At 64.1% G+C, this 19814-nt stretch carries 20 protein-coding genes; 9 read left to right on the forward strand and 11 right to left on the reverse strand.

The features are described from left to right. Window positions 1-74 precede the first annotated feature (74 nt). Window positions 75-284, forward strand: a complete 210-nt coding sequence (locus tag ACQ4MJ_RS08150) for a hypothetical protein (protein ID WP_055401919.1) — start codon at window positions 75-77, stop codon at window positions 282-284. A 123-nt stretch (window positions 285-407) separates the two neighbouring features. Continuing rightward, window positions 408-758 (forward strand): RNA recognition motif domain-containing protein, encoded by a 351-nt coding sequence (locus tag ACQ4MJ_RS08155; protein WP_055401895.1) that lies wholly within the window; start codon window positions 408-410, stop codon window positions 756-758. A gap of 329 nt (window positions 759-1087) precedes the next feature. Here the strand turns inward: ACQ4MJ_RS08155 and ACQ4MJ_RS08160 are convergent, their stop codons facing one another. The 8 genes from ACQ4MJ_RS08160 to ACQ4MJ_RS08195 all read right to left on the reverse strand — a co-directional run bounded on the left by ACQ4MJ_RS08160 (window position 1088) and on the right by ACQ4MJ_RS08195 (window position 9373). Next, window positions 1088-2710: a PAS domain-containing protein gene (locus ACQ4MJ_RS08160; RefSeq protein ID WP_431153016.1), complete on the reverse strand. Its 1623-nt coding sequence runs from the start codon at window positions 2708-2710 to the stop codon at window positions 1088-1090. Window positions 2711-3019: 309 nt separating this feature from the next. Continuing rightward, window positions 3020-5158 (reverse strand): TonB-dependent receptor domain-containing protein, encoded by a 2139-nt coding sequence (locus tag ACQ4MJ_RS08165; protein WP_431153015.1) that lies wholly within the window; start codon window positions 5156-5158, stop codon window positions 3020-3022. A gap of 281 nt (window positions 5159-5439) precedes the next feature. Beyond that, window positions 5440-5922: a hypothetical protein gene (locus tag ACQ4MJ_RS08170; protein ID WP_431153014.1), complete on the reverse strand. Its 483-nt coding sequence runs from the start codon at window positions 5920-5922 to the stop codon at window positions 5440-5442. Window positions 5923-5968: 46 nt separating this feature from the next. Then, on the reverse strand, window positions 5969-6574 hold the full coding sequence (locus ACQ4MJ_RS08175; protein WP_431153097.1) for a DUF3299 domain-containing protein: 606 nt from the start codon (window positions 6572-6574) through the stop codon (window positions 5969-5971). A 147-nt stretch (window positions 6575-6721) separates the two neighbouring features. Then, complete coding sequence (locus ACQ4MJ_RS08180; protein ID WP_218301085.1) at window positions 6722-6973, reverse strand: hypothetical protein; 252 nt, start codon at window positions 6971-6973, stop codon at window positions 6722-6724. A 59-nt stretch (window positions 6974-7032) separates the two neighbouring features. Beyond that, entirely contained in the window at window positions 7033-8271 is a 1239-nt protein-coding gene (locus ACQ4MJ_RS08185; RefSeq protein WP_431153013.1) for an FtsX-like permease family protein, read from the reverse strand. Continuing rightward, window positions 8268-8951, reverse strand: coding sequence for an ABC transporter ATP-binding protein (locus ACQ4MJ_RS08190; RefSeq protein ID WP_431153012.1), 684 nt, complete (start codon window positions 8949-8951; stop codon window positions 8268-8270). The genes ACQ4MJ_RS08185 and ACQ4MJ_RS08190 overlap by 4 nt, the downstream gene beginning before the upstream one ends. Beyond that, window positions 8948-9373 (reverse strand): Fur family transcriptional regulator, encoded by a 426-nt coding sequence (locus ACQ4MJ_RS08195; RefSeq protein WP_055401883.1) that lies wholly within the window; start codon window positions 9371-9373, stop codon window positions 8948-8950. Before ACQ4MJ_RS08195 ends, ACQ4MJ_RS08190 begins: the two co-directional genes overlap by 4 nt. 384 nt (window positions 9374-9757) lie before the next feature. Between ACQ4MJ_RS08195 and ACQ4MJ_RS08200 the strand changes: the two genes are divergently transcribed. Beyond that, window positions 9758-10204 (forward strand): hypothetical protein, encoded by a 447-nt coding sequence (locus ACQ4MJ_RS08200; RefSeq protein WP_431153011.1) that lies wholly within the window; start codon window positions 9758-9760, stop codon window positions 10202-10204. A 73-nt stretch (window positions 10205-10277) separates the two neighbouring features. Here the strand turns inward: ACQ4MJ_RS08200 and msrA are convergent, their stop codons facing one another. Next, on the reverse strand, window positions 10278-10814 hold the full coding sequence (gene msrA / locus ACQ4MJ_RS08205) for a peptide-methionine (S)-S-oxide reductase MsrA (protein WP_431153010.1): 537 nt from the start codon (window positions 10812-10814) through the stop codon (window positions 10278-10280). 95 nt (window positions 10815-10909) lie between these two features. Between msrA and ACQ4MJ_RS08210 the strand changes: the two genes are divergently transcribed. From ACQ4MJ_RS08210 to ACQ4MJ_RS08235, 6 genes are read left to right on the forward strand one after another with little or no spacing between them, the layout of a single operon-like run. Then, a complete protein-coding gene (locus ACQ4MJ_RS08210) occupies window positions 10910-11632 on the forward strand; it encodes a TetR/AcrR family transcriptional regulator (protein WP_431153009.1) in 723 nt (240 codons plus the stop codon). Between the two features lie 2 nt (window positions 11633-11634). Continuing rightward, window positions 11635-12822, forward strand: a complete 1188-nt coding sequence (locus ACQ4MJ_RS08215; RefSeq protein ID WP_431153008.1) for an efflux RND transporter periplasmic adaptor subunit — start codon at window positions 11635-11637, stop codon at window positions 12820-12822. A gap of 24 nt (window positions 12823-12846) precedes the next feature. Continuing rightward, on the forward strand, window positions 12847-16029 hold the full coding sequence (locus ACQ4MJ_RS08220; RefSeq protein WP_431153007.1) for an efflux RND transporter permease subunit: 3183 nt from the start codon (window positions 12847-12849) through the stop codon (window positions 16027-16029). 41 nt (window positions 16030-16070) lie between these two features. Continuing rightward, entirely contained in the window at window positions 16071-16784 is a 714-nt protein-coding gene (locus ACQ4MJ_RS08225) for a protein-L-isoaspartate O-methyltransferase family protein (protein ID WP_121420155.1), read from the forward strand. Window positions 16785-16815: 31 nt separating this feature from the next. Further along, window positions 16816-17157, forward strand: a complete 342-nt coding sequence (locus tag ACQ4MJ_RS08230) for a rhodanese-like domain-containing protein (RefSeq protein WP_121420154.1) — start codon at window positions 16816-16818, stop codon at window positions 17155-17157. A gap of 57 nt (window positions 17158-17214) precedes the next feature. Continuing rightward, entirely contained in the window at window positions 17215-18549 is a 1335-nt protein-coding gene (locus ACQ4MJ_RS08235) for a TolC family outer membrane protein (RefSeq protein ID WP_431153006.1), read from the forward strand. A 136-nt stretch (window positions 18550-18685) separates the two neighbouring features. Here ACQ4MJ_RS08235 and ACQ4MJ_RS08240 read toward each other — a convergent pair whose 3' ends face one another. Together ACQ4MJ_RS08240 and ACQ4MJ_RS08245 are read right to left on the reverse strand one after the other, a co-directional pair. Next, on the reverse strand, window positions 18686-19228 hold the full coding sequence (locus ACQ4MJ_RS08240) for a hypothetical protein (protein WP_147433243.1): 543 nt from the start codon (window positions 19226-19228) through the stop codon (window positions 18686-18688). Window positions 19229-19298: 70 nt separating this feature from the next. Further along, the gene (locus ACQ4MJ_RS08245; protein WP_431153005.1) at window positions 19299-19712 is read right to left on the reverse strand and encodes a hypothetical protein; all 414 of its coding nucleotides are present in this window, start codon (window positions 19710-19712) and stop codon (window positions 19299-19301) included. Window positions 19713-19814 lie beyond the last annotated feature (102 nt).

A 19814-nucleotide genomic window follows, 5' to 3' on the forward strand; every position in this document is an offset into this window, starting at 1 on the left:
CCCTTGATGCTCACGCAGGTCGATTTCCACGCCTGCGATCCTGATTGATCCAGATTTCACAGACCGCCATTTCCATGGGCAAGTACGTCGTTTCGCCCACGACACACCCGACCGACTGCGGCCGCTTCCGCGCCTCCTTCTCGGTCCATCGTTCTCAGGGCAACGGTAGCTACTGCCGCGTGTTCCGTTTTGACAAAGCCTTTGCCTCGCGCGAAGCCGCCCGGCTCTTTGCAGTCACCCAGGGCTGGCTGCAGACGTGCATGCCGCACCCCCCAACGTGCTGATGACCTGATCTGCGACCTGCAGATCCCATCCACCCATCCCAGTTGCTGCGGACACTCGATCTGCACAGCTGCATCCCAACGGTACGCCCTTCGTTGCGCACCACATTTCAGAAAGGCTCAACCATGAGCAGCAAAATCTACGTGGGCAACCTGCCCTACTCCGTGACCGATTCCACCCTGGAAAGCAACTTTTCCGAATTCGGCCGGGTCTCTTCCGCCAAGGTCATGATGGACCGCGAAACCGGCCGCTCCAAGGGCTTCGGCTTTGTGGAAATGGCCTCCGCCGAAGTCGCCCAGGCCGCCATCAGCGCCCTGCATGGCATGTCCGTTGACGGCCGCTCGATCGTCGTGAACCTGGCCCGCCCCCGTGAAGAGGGTGGTGGCGCCGGTGGCTACAAGGCCGGCGGCTACAGTGCGAGCACACGCTCGGACGTTGGCTACGGCACGGGTGGCTTCGGCGGCGGTCGTTACTGATCCAGGCAACCCTCTGTGAAAAACCGGTTCTGAGGAGCCGGTTTTTTTTCGCCTCGCATCCATAGGATACGCAGGGTTTCAGTTGCTATCAATACTGTAGCTACTTGCGCTTGATGGCTAAGCGCACAAGTCCAAAAAAATGTTCGATTTCCAGCATCCAATGGAGGCATCAGGCATCAGGCATCAGGCATCAGGCATCAGCCAGCAATCACCCCCTGGTCCCAGGCAAAAGCGCACTGGAAGCACCCCAGCGAAACCACCGAAAACCAGAAGGGGACGAGGAAGACAAGCCATGCGACAGCCTCGCAGGCAATTGTCCCTGGCACGCCTTACTGAAACACGCACACGCCCAATGACTGACTTTTGGCCCGGTACATGGCGGTGTCTGCTGCGCGCAGGTAGTCGTCGACCGTCGCCAGCCTGGATGCGCTGCTGGCCAATCCGATACTCGCACCACTGATCACGGTGTGCCTGCCAATCACGTAAGGTACTTCCAGGGCTGCAGCAATCTGCTCCGCGCGTTGGCGGGCTTCAGCGGGGTCAATAGACTCCAACAGCACATTGAACTCGTCGCCACCCATGCGGGCGACCAGATCGACCGCCCGCACGCAGGATTCGAGCCGCCGCGCCACCTGTTGCAAGAGCTGGTCGCCCACATGGTGCCCGTAGCTGTCATTGACGGCCTTGAACCCGTTGAGATCCAGCAGCAGCACGGCGAACATCGTGGCTCCATCGCGTGTCGGCACGCCATCACCGTTGGCTGCCTCGTTCTGGTGCAGCGCGATGAGATGCGCGAGGCGGTCACGGAACAACGGCCGGCCGGGCAAGTTGGTCAGCGCATCGTAGGAACTGCCACGCTCGGCCAGATCGCTCAACGATCCCGCCATGCGCACGGGAACACCCTCTTCGAACTCGGCGAGCCCGCGCCAATTGACCCACACCAGCCGCCCTGCTCCGTGGAACGCGCGGAAGTCCACCGAAAAGTTCGGGCTGTTTCCCGACAGGTGCCTGCGGTAGGCCTCCTGCACGCGCTCGCGATCCTCGGTATCGATGAGTTGCTCCAAAAAGCGCCAGCCTCCGTCATGTACAAGATCGGCGCTACCCAGTCCGACGATCTGGAGAAAACGCCCGGACACATGCAGCGCGTCCGTTCGCAAGTCCCAGTACCAGATGCCGTCATTGGATCCCCGCGTCGCCAGCGAATAGCGGTTTTCGGAGCGCAACAACTCGAGTTCGGTGTTCTTCTGCTGGGTCACGTCGATCATCAGGCCGATCATGCGGTTCGGCCGCCCCGGCTCGACCACCGCGCGGCACAGATCGCGCACCCACACGACCTTGCCGGACTTGGCAATCAGCCGATAGCTCATCTCGTAGGCATGGCTGTGCGTGGCGTTGTAAGCGGCATCGTCGATGCGCAGGGCCTCCTCCAGATCGTCGGGGTGTACATGCGCCCGCCAGAAGCCCGGGTCAGCCCGCCATTCCTCGACGGAGTAGCCGAACAAGCGTTCGACCTGCGGGCTCAGGAAGGTATTGCCCACGCCGATTTCAGCTTCCCACACCACGCCGTCAATGGTTTCCAGCAAGCGCAGAAAGCGCTGGCGAACTTCCACCAGCACCTGCTCGGTGACCTCGGTGATCTCGATCAGGACACCCTGGCGGCTGATCACCCGGTCCGCCGCATCCGTCTCCGGGTGGAGCTGCAGACGCACCCAGCGATAGTCCGCGTCGGCAAAGCGCAAGCGGAACACCGGCATGCCCGAGCGCATGGTGCCGATGTCGTCGGGATGCACGAACTCCAGCAAAGACCTGCCAAGCGCCGCCGCCACCGAATGGCCGGTGAGCTTGTGCCACGCCGGGTTCAGATAGGTGATCTCCCACAGCGCATCGGTTTGCACCACCGCCTCAGGAAGCAGTTGCAACAGGTTTGCGGACGGCGTGGGAGTGGTGGGCATGCAGGGCTATTGCAAATGGGTCAGATTCATGCACGGCCGCGCCGAACAAGTCCTTCGCGCGTCGCGCAACCCTGCGTTGGGCGGCCTGCTGCGGAGCCAATCCCATTTCCGAATCGGGTGCGCGCCATCACCGGGACTGAGGCAGCGTCGCCTTGACGGATCGAAAAATCAACCACGTCAAAGCGAGTATGGCATGCATCCAAGTCACCTTTGGACTCGGTGGTTTGGGTGGTTTGGGGCCGCCAGATGTGCGAGCCAGCAACGCCGTCCTCCGCCGCTGGCTCGCTCACATCACGACGGCTTCACCCGTCAGAACGCCACCTTCACCCCCACCGTCAGATTGCGGCCCATCAACGGCGCGGCATTCTTGATGAACGAGGTGTGCGCATACGCCAGGCGGTCCGTCAGGTTGTTCGCCTTCAGGTACACCTGCCACGGTGTGCCGGTGCTGAACTGGCCGTTGTAGCTGACGCCCAGGTTCAGCATGCCGTAGCCGGGAGTGGCGGTTTCAAACTCGGCCACGCGGTTCTGGCGGGCCACCTGGACCCATTCGACCTGGCCTTCCCAGGCTTGCCAGTTGGCGTCCAGGCGGATGCCCGCGCGGGTGGCGGGGATGCGCGGTAGGCGGCCGCCGCCTGCGTCGAGCGTGGCGCGCACGGTGTCGCCGAACAGCGTGATACCCAGGTTGCGGTTCAGGCGCTGGCGCACCTGGCCTTCGATGCCGGTGAAGGTGGCGTCGGCCTGGCTGTATTGCAGCAGTTGCAGGCCATCGACTTCATCGAGCGTGCGGCCGTAGATATAGTTGTTGATGCGGTTGCGGAAGATACTGACGCCAAAGGTGGTGTCGCCGCTGGTCTTCTTGAGGCTCACGTCGATGTTCTGCGAGATCTCGGACTTCAGGTCGGCGTTGCCGCGCTCATACGTGCTGGTGGCCATGTGCAGGCCCTTGGCATACAGCTCTTCGGCCGAAGGGGCGCGGCTGGCGCGGGTGAACGAGGTGCCGACCTGGTAGCCGGGCGTGAACTTCCACACCGCGCCCAGCGATGCGGAGGTGCCGTTGTGGCTGCGCTCGATGCCGCTCGTTTGCGCTTCGGCCGTCTGGCGGTCGTGGCGCAGGGCGGCTTCGAAGCGCCAGTCGCCCAGGCGGTATTCCTCCAGCGCGAAGAAGCCCAGCTTGCGGGTGATGGTGGGCTCCACGTAGGCCTCTTCGCCGTCGGCGCTGAATTTGCGCTGCGAGGTCTGCAGGCCGATCAGGCCCTTGAAGCCTGCAATGGGCTCGTGCTGCAGCTCGATGCGGGTGTCGTAGGCCTTGTTCTTGAAGGTGGTGCTGATGGCGCCGTCTTCGACTTCGTCGTGCACGTAATCCGTCACGCCCGCGCGAAGGCGCAAGGCCGAGAAGCCGGCGAAGGGGTTGCGCAGCTCGCCGCGGATGTCGAAGCGTTCGCTGCGCAGGTCCACCACAGGCACGTCGCCATGTTCTTCGGCGCCGTGGTCGTGGCCGTCTTCCTCCTCTTCGTGCGCGCCGCAGTGCAGGTGGTCGCCGTGCGTGTGGCAGCCTTCAAAGCTGTGGTTGTGGCCCGGCAGGCCGTATTTGGCGGTCTGGCGGGTGTAGGCGGCGCCCAGGTAGCCGCGCTCGCCCACCCACGACAGGCCAACGCTGCCGGTGTCGGTGCGGTTGAAGCTGCCCAGCACCTTGCGGGTGGGTTCGCCCTCGGGCGCCCAGCCCTTGCCGACGCGGTAGTCGCCCGCATCGCGCGCCACGCCTTCCACATGCACGGCCAGGTTGCCGGTGCCGCCGGTCAGCGAGAAGGCACCTGCTTTTTCACCCGCGCCGGAGTTGGCGCGCAGCTCGGCGCTGCCCTCGTAGCCCTTTTGCGGGATGGCGGTGGGGATCTTGCCGTCGAGCACATTGACCACGCCGCCCACGGCGCCGTTGCCGTAGACCAGGGCCGAGGGGCCGCGCAGCACTTCGATCTGTGTGGCCAGCAGCGGCTCGGACACCACGGCGTGGTCGGGGCTGATGGTGGAGGCGTCGTGCAGTTCGGCGCCGTCGCTCAGCACCTTGACGCGCGGGCCGTCCATGCCCCGGATGATGGGGCGGCTGGCGCCAGCGCCGAAGTGGCTGCTGGTGATGCCGGGTTCGCTGTTCAGCGTTTCGCCCAGCGTGGCCTCACGGCGGCGCACGAGTTCATCGCCTTCCAGCACGGTGACCGGCGTGGTCATCTCATTAGCGCCCAGTTGCAGGCCGCTGGCCGAGACGGTGACGGCGGGCAGGCTGGCGGTGGCCGCAGCGCTGTTGTCGGCAGGCGCTGCCACCGGCGCGGCTTGCGCGTGCGCCACGCCAGTGCCCGTCAGCGCCAGCATGGCGGCCAGGGCCACGGGGTGGAGGGTGGGACAGGCGCGAAGAACAACGACGGGGCGGCGAGGTTGGGATGTGGTGTGGGTCATGGTGCGGTGTGGCAACGGGTGCTTGAACGTGTGCGGGAACCCATGCGCAGGGGCGTGGTGCATGCACCGGTGCTGGCGGGGCCGGCACGCAGACACATGGCTTCCACGCCCTGGGCATGAAAATTTGACTAAAAATGGCCGCCAGCGCTTGTCTATCAAGCGCGAGCTGCTATGGAATCAGGAGTAAATGGGCAAAGCGCGATAGCGCAGCCCTGCAAGGCCGGGCAAGGTGTTGGCGGCCCTGCCCGCGATGCGGTGGGCGCGTATGCGATTTGCTGCGGTCAGGCCGTGGGCGGGCCACGCGCCTGGAACAGCGCAACGTGCGGGGCCGTAGAACGCCCAGCATGTTGTATCGGCGGTGCCTGCGCGGGCACCAGGGTGGGCAGCGCCGAGGGGGCGCTGTGCAGGGCATCGCCCAACGCAAGCTGGTCGAGCAAAAGGCAGTCCACGGCCGCGTGGGGGGCCAGGAGCAGTGATAGCAGCCCGTGGGTGTGGTCTGCCTCGGTGGACGGGGCCGCCTCCTCATCCGCTGCCAGCGAAGCGGCTGCGAGCCTGTGGTGTGCGTCCGCTTGTTGCGCAGCTTGCACCGCGTGGCCCGCGCGCATCTGCTCCAGCGCCTCCGCATGCTCCACTTGGTGCAGGCGCCCCAGCGTGGGCACCACCACCAGCGCCAGCAGCAGCCACGCCAGGGCGGCCTGCGCGGGCAGTTGCTGGCGCAGGCGGCGCCACAGGGCGGCCAGTGGGGTTGGAAACAACGGGGTCACAAGAGGAACAAGGAAGGCAGCGGGATCGGGGAAAAAGGCGGCGGAATTACTTCACGGGCACCGCGTCCACCACGCGGTAGTACAGGCCATATTGGTCGTTGGGGAGCACAGTGAACTTGCCCTCCACCACCACCGGCTCCAGCGAGTAGCGCACGGGCGTCTTGGCCTTGACCTCGACCATGCTCTCTGGCCCGCCCGGCGTGCAGAACGAGCAGGTCATTGGCACGGAGGTAAGCAGAAAGTGGGTCTGCGTGGGCTTGGCATCCAGCGGCACCATGAAGCCCTGGATGCGCTGCGTGGTCTTGTCCATGCCCTTTTGCGCGTCGTTGAACACGGGCAGGATGCCGTCCTTGGTGGTCTTTTTGGTCAGGTCGGTCAGCACGGACCACGGCACCACGTCATTGCGCTGGGGCAGCGGCGCAATGGGGCTGTTGGGGCTGTGGTAGCCCGCCCCGCTGCCCGACGCAACGCCCGATGGCATGGCGGTGCCCGCGCCCGCAGGCAAAGGGGATGAGAGCGCGGGTGCGGTGGTGGGCGCGGCACCGGGCGTTTTTCCGGTCGCGCGTTCAAACTCCCCCGGCGCTGGTTTGCCCGTGGGCGCAGCGGCCGGCGACTGTGCGAGTACGGCCCCAGTCCAGGCCAGCACCACCATCGCACAGGCGCGCCGGGCAGTGCGGGTGCGGCTGGCTCCGGCATCGGGTTGTGCAGCGGGATGACGGTGAGCGGGATGGATTGCCATGGCGGGAAACCTGATCTGTAGCGTTTTCAGAAATGGTAGTGGGCCTGGAGGCCCATCGCCTCAGTGCGCGTGCTTCATGCCGCAGTATTTGCCAATAGCCAGACCCTTGCAGGCAGCCTGGAGTTCCTTCTGGCAGACGTCCTCGCCCTTGCCGGATTCGAGGCACTTGGCGGCGGCCTCGTGGGCGGCGGCCATGGCGCGGTGGCGGGCGATGTCTTCTTTGGTCTCTTTGTCGTTGTGGGCCTGGGCGTGCGCCAGGGCGCCGACGAGCAGCATGGGGGCCAGGGCAAGTGCGGTGAGGAGCTTTTTCATGGAAGGCCTTTCAGATTGGTTGGTGGACGGTTTTTAGAGGACAGAACTCGATGGCTGCATCAGGGCTGGCTTAACAGGTCGGCCACGTCCGTGCGATACGCCTGCATGGCGGGCAGCAGCGCCGCCAGCGCCGCCACACCGGCCGCCATCAGCGGTACACCTGTTTCTGCGGGCAGCCAGATGAGGCCGGTGACGGGCAGCAGCCCCTGCGCCTGCAGTGCCCAGCCCAGGCCATGGGCCAGGCCGTGGCCCAGCAGCAGGCCCAGAACAGACGCCATCGCGGCCAGCCACAGGGCCTCCCACAGCACCAGCCCCGCCACGCGGCCCGGGGGCGCGCCCAGCATGCGCAGCATGGCCAGGTCGGCGCGGCGCTCGCGCACGGCGTTCCACAGCGCGATGAACACGCTCAGCGCGGCCACAGCCAGCAGCACGCCGCCAAAGGCGCGCAGCACATCGGCGCCCACGCCCAGCAGACGCAACAGGCGCGTGACCTCAATGGCAGGCGCTGCCGCCTGCATCGATGTGCCGCTGTTGACCTGGCGGGGCAGCGTGACGGCCGCCATGGGCGTGCGGTAGCGCACCAGGGCCACGGTCACCTCGCGCTCTTCCTTCATGATTTCCAGGTCTTCCGCATCGTTGGCCGTGGCGGTCTCGTGCACCATCCAGACGGATTCGGTGCTGGTGAGGATCAGCCGGTCAAGCACGCAGCCGCAGGGCGCGAGCACGCCGCTCACGCGGTAAGGGTGATTGCCATGCGCGTGCCCTCCCCCGCCCAGCCCGTGGCTGCCGACAAAGGTGGCACCCACCAGCGGCGCACCGGCATGGCTGCTTTTGACAATGCCGCGCGCCACGCTGGCGCCCAACACCGCGTCCATGGGCTGCTGCCACAGCGCGCCCTCGGCCAGCGCAGCCCCGTAATGCGCCACATAGTCGGGCGTGGTGCCGACGATGCGAAAGCCCTGGTAGCTGTCGCCCAGGCTCAGCGGGATGACCTGCGCCACCAGTGGGTTCTTCTGCAGCGCCTGCACTTCTTGCAGGGGGATGTTGCCCGTAGGCACGTCGATGTGGAACACGCCCGCCAGGATGAGCTGCAGCGGGCTGCCCTTGGCGCCCACTACAAGGTCGATGCCGCTCAGATCACGCTCAAACGCCTTGTCGAGCTGCGTGGCCACCAGCAGCACCAGCGTGATGGCGGCCAGGCCGAGCGTCAGCACCAGCAGGTTCAGCACAGCCGCCAAAGGCCGGGACCACAGGTAGCGCCATGACAGGCGCGCCAGTTTGAAGACTCCTGAATTCATAGCTGCTCGCGCTTATCCATCAAGCGCTGGGCGCCGATTTCATTCAAATCCAGCGTTTGCACACCGGCCAGGGCTTGGACCACACGCTGGTCGTGCGTGGCAATCACCAGGCTGGCATCGCAGGCGGCGGCGCTGTGCTGCAGCAGCGCCAGCGCGTCTGCGGCGGCCTCGTCGTCCAGGCTGGCCGTGGGCTCGTCGGCCAGCAGCACCTGCGGCGCCAGCAGCACGGCTCGCGCCAGCGCCACGCGCTGCGCCTGCCCGCCCGAAAGCTGGTGCGGCTTGCGGTCGGCCAGCTCGGCCACCCCCACCTGCGCCAGCGCACGCGTGATGGCGGCATCGTCGCGTGGCAGCCCGGCCGCAAAGTAGACCAGCGCCAGGTTGTCGGCCACCGTGAGCGCGCTGCTGAGGTAGAGCTTTTGCGGCAAAAAGCCAATGCTGCGCGCGCGCCAGGCATCGATCTCGGCCCCGCGCTGCGTGCCCAGCTGCGTGCCCGCCACAAACAGGTCGCCCCCGCTGGCTCCGCGCAGCCCGGCCATCAGCGCCAGCCAGGTGGACTTGCCCGAGCCCGAGCGCCCGCGCAGCAACAAGGTGCCGCCCTGGCGCAGGTCCACATCGGGGAAGCGCAGCGGCGCGGCGCCGCCCGTGGCATAGGTGTAGGAAAGGCCTCGTGTGCGGATCATGCGGCAGCGCCCTCGGCCGGGTGGGCGCAGTCTGCACAGCGCCCGTGGACCGCGATGTCCACCGCCAGGCTCTCATGCCCGGCCGTGGCCAGCGCCTGCAGCACCTGCTTGAGGGCGGTCTGCACCTTGGCCGAGCCTTGCGACAGGCGGAACTGGCGGTGGCAGTCGTCGCATTCGAATCTGGGGGCTGTGCCCTCTTCGCCTTGGGGTGCCAGTGCATACCGGGTCACGCGGGCAGCGTCCACCTGCTTGTGCAGCAGGCCAGCAGCGGCAAAGCGGTCGAGCATGCGGTAAACGGTGACTTTGTTGACGGGAGCGCCAGCGGTGGCGAGGGCGGCTTCTACTTCGGGTTCGGAGAGCGCCGCGTCAGGCCGGGCCTCGTACAGCACCGCCAGCGCCCGTGTGGCGCGGGTGGCGCGCATGCCCGGGGGGAGCGACCAAAGGCGGTGTGGGGATGAAGAAGATGGGGTGGAGGGCATGGCGAGATGCGGCGGCAGGTGATGTCTGTAACGCAATCGGTTTGCATTATGCCTTCGTGCTGGCCCTCCCCCAACTGAAACCCCTGAATGAAATGGCAGAGGACTGACGGCTGCAGCGACATGGTTGGCGATGGAGCCGTTCAACACAGAGAAGCGCCTCAGGTTGGATGGACCTTTTGGCTGAGTCTTTCAGGCGTACCTCCATGGCATGCCCGTGATGCATATCAATTGTGAGGCTCAAGCCCTGACCATAATTCCTAATTTCCCCAATCGTTCACTTCATTCGACATATTGAGTTGAATACCGTCTGGATAAGGTCCAACCAAAATGCAAGCACTGCTATTACCACTTCATCTCACGTTTGTCGGTCTTTGGCTCGGTTGTGTTCTTACCGAAGCCCTTTTTGAACGCGCGCTATTGGGTCAAGGTCGTGACAAGGAACTCATTCTTTCGGCACTTCACAAGCGCGTGGATATTTTCATTGAAATACCCACCTTCACCATGGTTTTGGCTACAGGTGCAATGCTGTTGGCTACCGCCCCAAAAACCCCGATCCTCTACGCCAAGCTTGGTTTTGCCTTGATAGCCATTGCCACCAATACCTATTGCGTATATCTGGTCTTCAAGCGCCATCGACTGGCCGTGCAAGGTCATTGGCAAGCGTTTGACGCCGTAGATCATCTGCAACACAAAATGGGAGCCATCGTCTTGGCGGGAATAATGTTCGCACTGGGGCTGGGGCTTTATTTGCTCCACCCGACTGCCAATGGATAGATTGACTAGTTAATCTATCCATTGGCTTGGACCCGTGTTGGTTTTGCTGCCGAGAAGACTGCTCGGCGGTCTCTCAACCCTTCAAATACCGCGCAAACGTCTTGCGAAACTTCTCCACCTTCGGCCCCACCACAAACGCGCAATACCCCGCGTTCGGATTGTTCGCAAAGTAGTCCTGGTGATACGCCTCGGCCGTGCTGTAGTTCTGCAGCGGCTTCACCTCGGTGGTGATCGGTGCACCAAACAGCTTGTCTTGCGACATCTGGCGAATCATGTCGTTGGCAATGTCACCGTGCGCAGGGTCTTCGTAATAGATGCCGCTGCGGTACTGGGTGCCCACGTCGTTGCCCTGGCGGTTGAGGGTGGTCGGGTCGTGGGTATGGAAGAAGATTTCCAGGATCTCCTCCAAGCTGATCTCATCGGCATCAAAGGTCAGGCGCACCACCTCGGCGTGGCCGGTGTCGCCCCGGCAGATTTGTTCGTAGCTGGGGTTCAGCGTGTGGCCGTTGGTGTAGCCGCTTTCCACGTCGGTGACTCCGCGCACGCGCTCGAACACGGCTTCGGTGCACCAGAAGCAGCCGCCGCCCAGGGTGATGGTTTGCAAAGTCATGGTGGTCCTTGGGTTCAAATTTGACCATTATGAATTGACGCCCTACCCCGTGCTTGCTACATTACTAACCGGTCAGTCATTAACGAAGCCCTTCCTTGCCTCCCACCTCCCTTCCCCCCACCGCCTCCGTCGGCACCAAACGCGAGCGCCGCAAGGAAGCCCGCCCGGGTGAGCTGCTGGAGGCCGCGCTGGACCTGTTTGTCGAAAAAGGGTTTGCCGCGACACGGGTGGATGAAGTGGCGGCCCGTGCAGGCGTCTCCAAGGGCACGCTGTTTTTGTATTTCCCCAGCAAGGAAGAGCTTTTCAAGGCGGTGGTGCGCCAGAACATCGCGGGCCGTTTTGAAGAGTGGCGGGATGAGCTTGATTCCTTTGTCGGCACCACCAGCGATCTGCTGCGGTACTGCTACCAGGTGTGGTGGGAGCGCATAGGCGCCACCAAGGCCTCGGGTATCACCAAGCTGATGTTCAGCGAGGCCCAGAATTTCCCGGAGATCACCGAGTTCTACCAGCAGGAGGTGATTCTGCCGGGGCAGGCGCTGATCCGCCGCATCGTCGAACGCGGCATCGAGCGCGGCGAGTTCCGCCCCGTGCCACTGGACTACATCGTGCATGTGGTTCTGGCGCCCATGATCTTCCTCATGATGTGGAAGCACTCGGTGGGGGCCTGCATTCCAGACTCCCTGGGCCTGCGGCCTGAGTTGTACATCGATGCCCAGATCGACAATGTGCTGAACGGGCTGCTGGTGCGGCCCGACCCTTCTTCTCCCGTGCCCTCCCCCTCTCACACTTCTTCTGCGCCGCCCTCATGCGGCTCCTGACCATGAAACGCTGGATTCCCTGGATGGTGGCAGCCGTCGTTGTTGTCTTGCTTGGCGGCGGCGTGTGGCGGGCCATGGCGGCGCGGCAGGCGCAGCAAAAGGCATTGGCCGAAACCACGGCCCAGCGCGCCCAGGCGCCGCTGCAACTGGCAGCCCAAGAGGTGTTGCCGGTGCGGCGGCAGAACCTGGCGCTTGGCGTGCCCGTATCGGGCGCCTTGCGGGCGGTGGACTCGGCCATGGTCAAGGCGCGCGTGGGCGGTGATTTGCAGGGGCTGACGGTGCGCGAAGGCGACAGCGTGAAGGCCGGGCAGGAAGTGGCCCGCATCGACCCCACCGAAGCCCGCGCCCGCCTGCGCCAGGCGCAGCAGCAGGCCGATGCCGCCAAAGCCCAGGTGGATATCAACCAGCGCCAGTACACCAACAACCGCGCGCTGGTGGACCAGGGCTTTATCTCGGCCACGGCACTGGTCACCTCGCAAGCCAGCCTCGAATCTGCGCAGTCCAGCCACCAGGCCGCAATGGCCGCCGCTGACGTGGCCCGCAAGGCACTGGAAGACACCGTGCTCAAGAGCCCCATCAGCGGGCTGGTCGCGCAGCGCCTGGCCCAGCCGGGCGAGCGCGTGGCGGTGGACGCCCGCATCATCGAGGTGGTGGACCTGTCGCGGCTCGAGCTGGAAGCGCTGCTCAACCCGGCGGATTCCGTGGCGGTGCAGGTGGGCCAGAAGGCGCAGCTCACCATTGAGGGCATGCCTGCCCCGGTGCCTGCCACCGTGGTGCGCATCAACCCCAGCGCCCAGGCAGGCAGCCGCACGGTGCCCGTCTACCTGCGGGTTGAGCAAGCCCCCGGCGCCACGCCGCTGCGGCAAGGCCTGTTTGTGCAGGGAACGCTCGATACTGGGCGGGCCGATGTGCTGGCCGTGCCGCTGGACGCCGTGCGCACCGACAAGCCCGCCCCCTACCTCCAAACCTTGAAAGATGGCCGCGTGGTCTATGCACCCGTCAAGACCGGCACCCGCGCGGTGGTGGGCGGCCAGACCCTGGTGGCGGTCGAAGGTGTGCCCGAAGGCACGGTGGTGATTGCGGGCCGGATCGGCCTGCTGCGCGAGGGCACGGCCGTGGCGGTGGCTGCATCAGCTGCGACAGCCGCTGCTGCACCTGCATTGGCAGCGGCATCCCGCGCTGCTCCCTGATCACCCTGACTACCCCAACCCGCCATGTGGTTCACCAAAGTCAGCCTCAAAAACCCCGTGTTCGCCACGATGGTGATGCTTGCCATCGTCGTGCTGGGCCTGTTCTCCTACCAGCGCCTGAAGGTTGACCAGTTCCCCAACATCGACTTTCCGGTGGTGGTGGTCACCGTGGACTACCCCGGTGCGTCGCCGGAAATCGTCGAGAGCGAAGTCACCAAGAAGATCGAGGAAGGCGTCAACTCGATTGCAGGCATCAACGCCCTGACCTCGCGCAGCTACGAAGGCACGGCCGTTGTCATCATCGAGTTTCAGCTCCACATCGACGGCCGCAAGGCCGCCGAGGACGTGCGCGAAAAGGTGGCCACTGTGCGCCCCCTGCTGCGCACCGAGGTCAAGGAACCCCGCGTGCTGCGCTTTGACCCGGCCAGTCGCGCCGTGTGGTCGCTCGCGGTACTGCCGGACGAAAAATCCGGTCGCAGCGCTGTCGAGCTGACCACCTGGGCCGAGCAGATTCTGAAGAAACGCCTGGAGAACGTGCGCGGCGTGGGCGCCGTGAACCTGGTGGGCGCCACCAAGCGCGAGATCAACATCTACCTGAACCCGCAGGCGCTCGAAGCGTTTGGCGTGACCCCCGACCAGGTGGCGCAGGCCGTGCGCAACGAGAACCAGGACCTGCCCGTGGGCTCCATCCGGTCCCTCGCGCAGGAGCGCGTGGTGCAGATCGACGCTCGCATGGAACGCCCCGAAGACTTCGGCAAGATCATCGTCGCCCGCAAGAACGGAGCGCCGGTCCGGCTTGACCAGGTGGCCCGCGTCAACGACGGCGCGCAGGAAGTGGAGAGCCTGGCCCTGTACAACGGCCAGCGCACGCTGCTGCTGTCGGTGCAGAAGTCGCAGGGCGAAAACACCATCGAGGTGGTGGACGGCCTGAACGCCGCTGTGGTGGAGCTGAAGAACCAGCTGCCTCCCGGCGTGCGGCTGGAGACCATTGGCGACAGTGCCCGCCCGATCCGCGTGGCGGTGAACAACGTGCGCCAGACATTGATCGAGGGCGCCATCCTCACGGTGCTCATCGTGTTCCTGTTCCTGAACTCCTGGCGCTCCACCGTGATCACCGGGCTGACGCTGCCGATTGCGCTGATCGGCACGTTCCTGTTCATGAACATGTTCGGCTTCACCATCAACATGATCACGCTGATGGCACTCTCCCTGTGCGTGGGCCTGCTGATCGACGATGCCATCGTGGTGCGCGAGAACATCGTGCGCCACGTGCAGATGGGCAAAGGCGCCTACGCAGCCGCCATGGATGGCACGCAGGAGATTGGCCTGGCGGTGCTGGCCACCACGCTGTCCATCGTGGCGGTGTTCATGCCCATTGGCTTCATGGGCGGCATCATCGGCAAGTTTTTCCACGAGTTCGGCATCACCATCGTGGCGGCGGTGATGATCTCGATGTTTGTGAGCTTCACGCTTGACCCCATGCTGTCGAGCATCTGGCACGACCCGAGCATCCATGCCCACGGCCAGAAGATCGAGCCCGTCACCTTCTACGACAAGACCATTGGCCGCGTCACAGGCTGGTTCGACCGTGCCACCGATGCATTGGCCGAGGGCTACCAGCGCATCCTGCGGTGGTCGCTGGTGCACAAGCTGACCACCATGGCCATTGCGCTGGCCATCTTTGTGCTGAGCATCTTCATGGTGCCGCTGCTGGGCACCGAGTTCGTACCCAAGGCCGACTTCTCCGAAACCTCGCTCAATTTCTACACCCCCGTGGGTTCGTCGCTGGAGGCCACCGAGGCCAAGGCACAACAGGTGGAGGGCATCCTGCGCGAGATGCCGGAGGTGCGCTACACACTGGCCACCATCAACATCGGCAGCGCCCAGGGCAAGATCTACGCCAACATCTACGTGCGCCTGGTGGACCGCAAGGACCGCAGCCGCAGCGTGGACCAGATGTCCGACGTGCTGCGGGAACGCCTCAAGACCGTGCCCGGCATCACCATCACCCACGTGGGCCTGCTGGACGCCGTGGGCGGCAACAAGCAGGTGGAGTTCTCGCTGCAAGGCCCCGACCTGCAGGAGCTGGAGCGCCTGACCAAGGTTGTCACCGAAAAAATCCGCGACATTCCCGGGCTTGTGGACCTGGACACCAGCGCCAAGCCCAACAAGCCGGTGATCGCCCTGGAGGTCAAGCGCGACGTGGCGTCGGACCTGGGCCTGTCGGTGGCGCCCATGGCAGCATCGCTGCGCACCCTGGTGGCAGGCACCACGGTGGGCAACTGGCGTGCCCCCGATGACCAGACCTACGATGTGAACGTGCGCCTGGCCCCCGAAGCCCGCACCCAGCCCGCCGACCTGGAGCGCCTGCCCTTTGCCCTGGCGGCGGCCGACGGCACCACCCGCATCGTGCGCCTGAACCAGGTAGCCAGCGTGACCGAATCCACCGGCGCCAACCAGATCAACCGCCGCGACCTGACCCGCGAAGTGGCGGTGAACGCCAACGTGGCAAAGCGCTCGGCCGGTGAAGTGTCGAACGACATCAAGAAGGCGCTGGAGGAAGTGAGCTTCCCGCCCGGCTATCGCTACCAGTTCAGCGGCTCCACCAAGAACATGGCCGAGTCCTTTGGCTACGCCATTTCGGCGCTGGCCATGGCCATCATCTTCATCTACATGATCCTGGCGAGCCAGTTCAAGAGCTTCTTGCAGCCGCTGGCGCTCATGACCTCGCTGCCGCTCACGCTGATTGGCGTGGTGCTGGCGCTGTTGATGTTTCGCTCCACGCTGTCGATGTTCTCCATCATTGGCGTGGTGATGCTGATGGGGCTGGTCACCAAGAACGCCATCTTGCTGGTGGACTTTGCCATCCGTGCCCGCGAGGAGCACGTGAACGACCAGGGCCAGACCGTGCCCGGCCTGCCCCGTGCCGACGCCTTGCTGCTGGCTGCCCGGGTGCGGCTGCGCCCGATCCTGATGACCACTCTGGCCATGATCTTCGGCATGGTGCCACTGGCGTTCGCGTTGTCCGAAGGCTCGGAGCAGCGCGCGCCCATGGGCCAGGCTGTGATCGGCGGGGTCATTACCTCTTCCCTCTTGACCCTGGTGGTGGTGCCGGTGGTGTATTGCTACATGGACGACTTGGCCCAGTGGGCCCTTCGCAAGATGGGGCGCGCCCCGGCAGCGCCTAAAATCGAAGGTTTGTCCTGATCGTCCCGATCGGCCTTGCATCTGCCCCACGGAGAAATCCCATGAACCTGCCCCTGAACACGTCCGCCAACATCAGCGACCCTATTGCCCAGGCCCGCTACAACATGATCGAGCAGCAGATCCGCCCCTGGAATGTGCTCGACGCTGACGTGCTCGACCTGCTGGCGGTGGTCCGCCGTGAAGACTTTGTTCCCCCGGCCTACCGCAGCCTGGCCTTCATGGACATCGAAGTGCCCCTGCTGGGTAACGACGCCGAAGAGGCCGTGCGCCTGGGCCACAGCATGCTGCAGCCGCGCGTCGAGGCACGCATCCTGCAAGACCTGCAAATCCAGCCAACAGACCGCGTGCTGGAGATCGGTGCAGGTTCGGGCTACATGGCAGCCCTGCTGGCCGCCCGCGCCGAACGTGTGGTGTCGCTCGAAATCAACCCCGAACTCGCCGAAATGGCCCGTGAGAACCTGCGCGACGCGGGTGTTCAAAACGCCGATGTGCGCCTGAACGACGGCGCCCGCGACGCCATTCCCGACGGCCCGTTCGACGTGATCGTACTGAGCGGCTCGGTGGCCGAAGTGCCCACCTCCCTGCTTGCGCTGCTGCGTGACGGCGGCCGCCTGGGCGCCATCGTGGGGGGCGAGCCCGTGATGCGTTTCACCCTGACCCGCCGCACCGGCGACCGTTTCGAAACCACCTCGCCCTGGGACACCATCGCCCCGCGCCTGGTGAACTTCCCCGAACCTTCCGGCTTTACGTTCTGACCCTGTTGTTCGGCTTTCTTCGGAGTTCTGCATGATCGATCACGTCCGCCCCGCCCAGCTGTCTGCCTGGTTTGCCGCCGCACCCGAAGGCAGCCAGCCCCTGGTGCTGGACGTGCGCGAACCCTGGGAGCTGCAGACCGCCAGCGTGCGCGCCGACGGGTTTGAACTGGTGGCCATCCCCATGGGCGAATTGCCCGGGCGACTGGCCGAGCTGGACCCCGCCCGCCCCATTGCGTGCCTGTGCCACCACGGCGCACGCAGCCTGCGGGTGGCATCGTTCCTGCAACACAACGGGTTTGAACAGTTGGCCAATATCACCGGTGGCATTGATGCCTGGTCGCACGAAAACGACCCCACCGTGCCCCGCTATTGATCACGCCCCTGGCACCCCGCTCTCCCATCGAACCGCAGACTCTTCCGAAGGACCCCCATGACTCCGCACCGGCCCCTCTCCCTGTCACTTCTGTCCCTGGCGCTCGGCGCGGCGCTGAGCGCCCCGGCGCACGCCCAGAGCCTGCTGGAGCTGGTGGAATCGGCACGCACCTATGACACGACCTGGCAGTCGGCCCGAGCCCAGCTTGACGCAGCATCCCGCCGCGCCGACCAGGCCCGCGCCGGCCTGCTGCCCAGCGCCGCGCTCACGGCCGGACTCAGCCGCGCCAATGTGGAACTGAGCCGCCCGCCTGTGGAGAACACCGGCACCACGCAGACGGTGGGCGTGCAGGCCTCTCAACCGCTGTACCGCCCCGCCAACCGCATCACGCTGGAGCAAGGCCAGCGCGGCATTGACGTGGCCCAGGCGCAGCTGGACGCCGCCACGCAAGACCTGCTGGTGCGCGTGAGTCAGGCCTACTTTGACGTGCTGGCCGCGCAGGACACCCTGACCTTCGTGCAGGCGCAAAAAGCGGCCGTGTCAGAACAACTGGCCTCCGCCAAGCGCAACTTCGAGGTGGGCACCACCACCGTCACCGATTCGCGCGAGGCCCAGGCCCGCTACGACCTGGTGGTGGCCCAGGAAATCGCGGCCGAAAACGACCTGCGCGTGAAACGCCTGGCACTGGACCAGCTGGTGGGCATCACCGGCACCAAGCCCCAGCCGCTGGCGCTGCCCGTGCAACTGCCCACGGTGCAGCCCGACAACGTGACCACCTGGGTGGACATCGCACGCGACCAGCAGCCCGGCGTGCGCCAGGCCGCCATCGCGCTGGACATTGCCCGCCTTGAAACCAAAAAGGCCGAAACCGGCCACCTGCCCACCCTGGACCTGCAGGTGGGCTACAACGTCACGCGCAACCCGAACGGCACCATCACGGCGCCCGGCGTGAACAACCGCACCAACAGCGCCAGCGTGGGCGTGGCCTTCAATCTGCCGCTGTTTGCCGGATTTGCGGTGCAAAACCGCGTGAAGGAAACCCTGGCGCTGGAAGAAAAGGCCAGCGCCGACCTGGAGACCACGCGCCGCAACGTGGCCCAGGCCACGCGCGCCGCCTTCTTTGGCGTGCAATCCGGCCAGGGCCAGGTGCAGGCCCTGGAGGCTGCCGAAGCCTCCAGCCAGAGTGCGCTCGATGCCAACAAGCTCGGTTATCAGGTGGGCGTGCGCATCAACATCGACGTGCTCAATGCCCAAAGCCAGCTCTTCCAGACCAAGCGCGACCTGGCCCAGGCCCGCTACAACGTGCTGCTCGGCACGCTGAAATTGCGCCAGGCGGCGGGCACGCTGACGCAGCAGGACATTGAGGCGATCAACGCCTTGCTGGTGAAGTAGTAAAAAACTTGTGAGGGCGTCCCCAGGGCGCCTACATGATGCACCAATCGACGTTTTGGAGCCGCTCGGGTCACGACATATCAGAAGCTGCGTTCCAATAATCTCGTTTGATTAATACTCATCCATATAGGCAACCCTATTCGGGGTGTCTTTGCAAAAACACGGCTCCCGTCAACTCCTGATGCTTGACGAGACTTGCGTCTAACGGACGATATACCCAGTACACAATAATAGACTCCTTTCGAAGTAGCTCATTTATTCCAGGGAAGCGTTCTTCGAGATCAACGTTGCCTATCAAAGACGCACCTGAATCGATCACGATTTCAGTCAAACTGTGAAATAAGGCTCCGGCGGGCCTGATTGGTGTCAACGCTTCATCGCCCTCTTCCAAGTTACCGCTGAAACCAACAAGTCGAGCAGCTGACACTCCGTCTACCCAGGGCAGTGCGCCTTGAAAAATCACCTTCGAATCGGAGCTGATATTTTTCAGCTCCATTCTTAGTTGAGGGCCAACCAAGCCCTTGGCTGGTGTCACCGTTAGAGCAAAAGCGGGTGTTTCTGCCGCCACCGCCAAATTTGAAAGCAAACTTGCAAGGACCATTGCAAACAAATTCGCAATTGTCAGTCCAACGCTGCGGCGGATCTCCAATTTAAGCGCCACCAAAACATTCGTCTCCATCAATCCAATTTATTGATCGACTTCTAGATCGTGAATTTGCTTTTAGGCGCAGCCAGATTTCCAGGCGGCACTACTTTCGCACTTCCGTTTTACGGCGCAGATCATCAAATGTTGGCAGCGACTTTTCAATTTCATCACTAAGAATTGCGAAACCATTTGCAAGGGTATTCAAGTTCGGGCAAGTTTTGGGAAGCGCAGCTCCTTCGACATATTCGCAAATCAATTCTGCAATGCCATTCTCTGCGTACTCAATGTACTGAACAACCTTTCCTTTGCTAAAAAATATCTGCATCGTGATGCGACCTTTGGAATCCCACATAGTCTGGCAGCCGGTAGAGACAATAATTTTTTTGGGTGACACGTAAACTGGCAAACCCGCGACAAAGTTAACGCCCGCCGATTCATTCAATATCGAATGTTCACAATTTGATTTTTTGTCAAGAGAAGCCGCAATACATCCGCCAGAAGCGATTGCTGAAGCCAATGTAATAGCTACAGTATTGTGAATTCAGGATAGGAAGCTACTCATTTTTGCACTCACAAATTTACGTGTATTTTGCAATCAGCGGATTGGGTGCATTTACCG

Origin of the sequence: Acidovorax facilis (assembly GCF_050626955.1) — a bacterium.
Taxonomy (GTDB): domain Bacteria; phylum Pseudomonadota; class Gammaproteobacteria; order Burkholderiales; family Burkholderiaceae_C; genus Acidovorax; species Acidovorax facilis.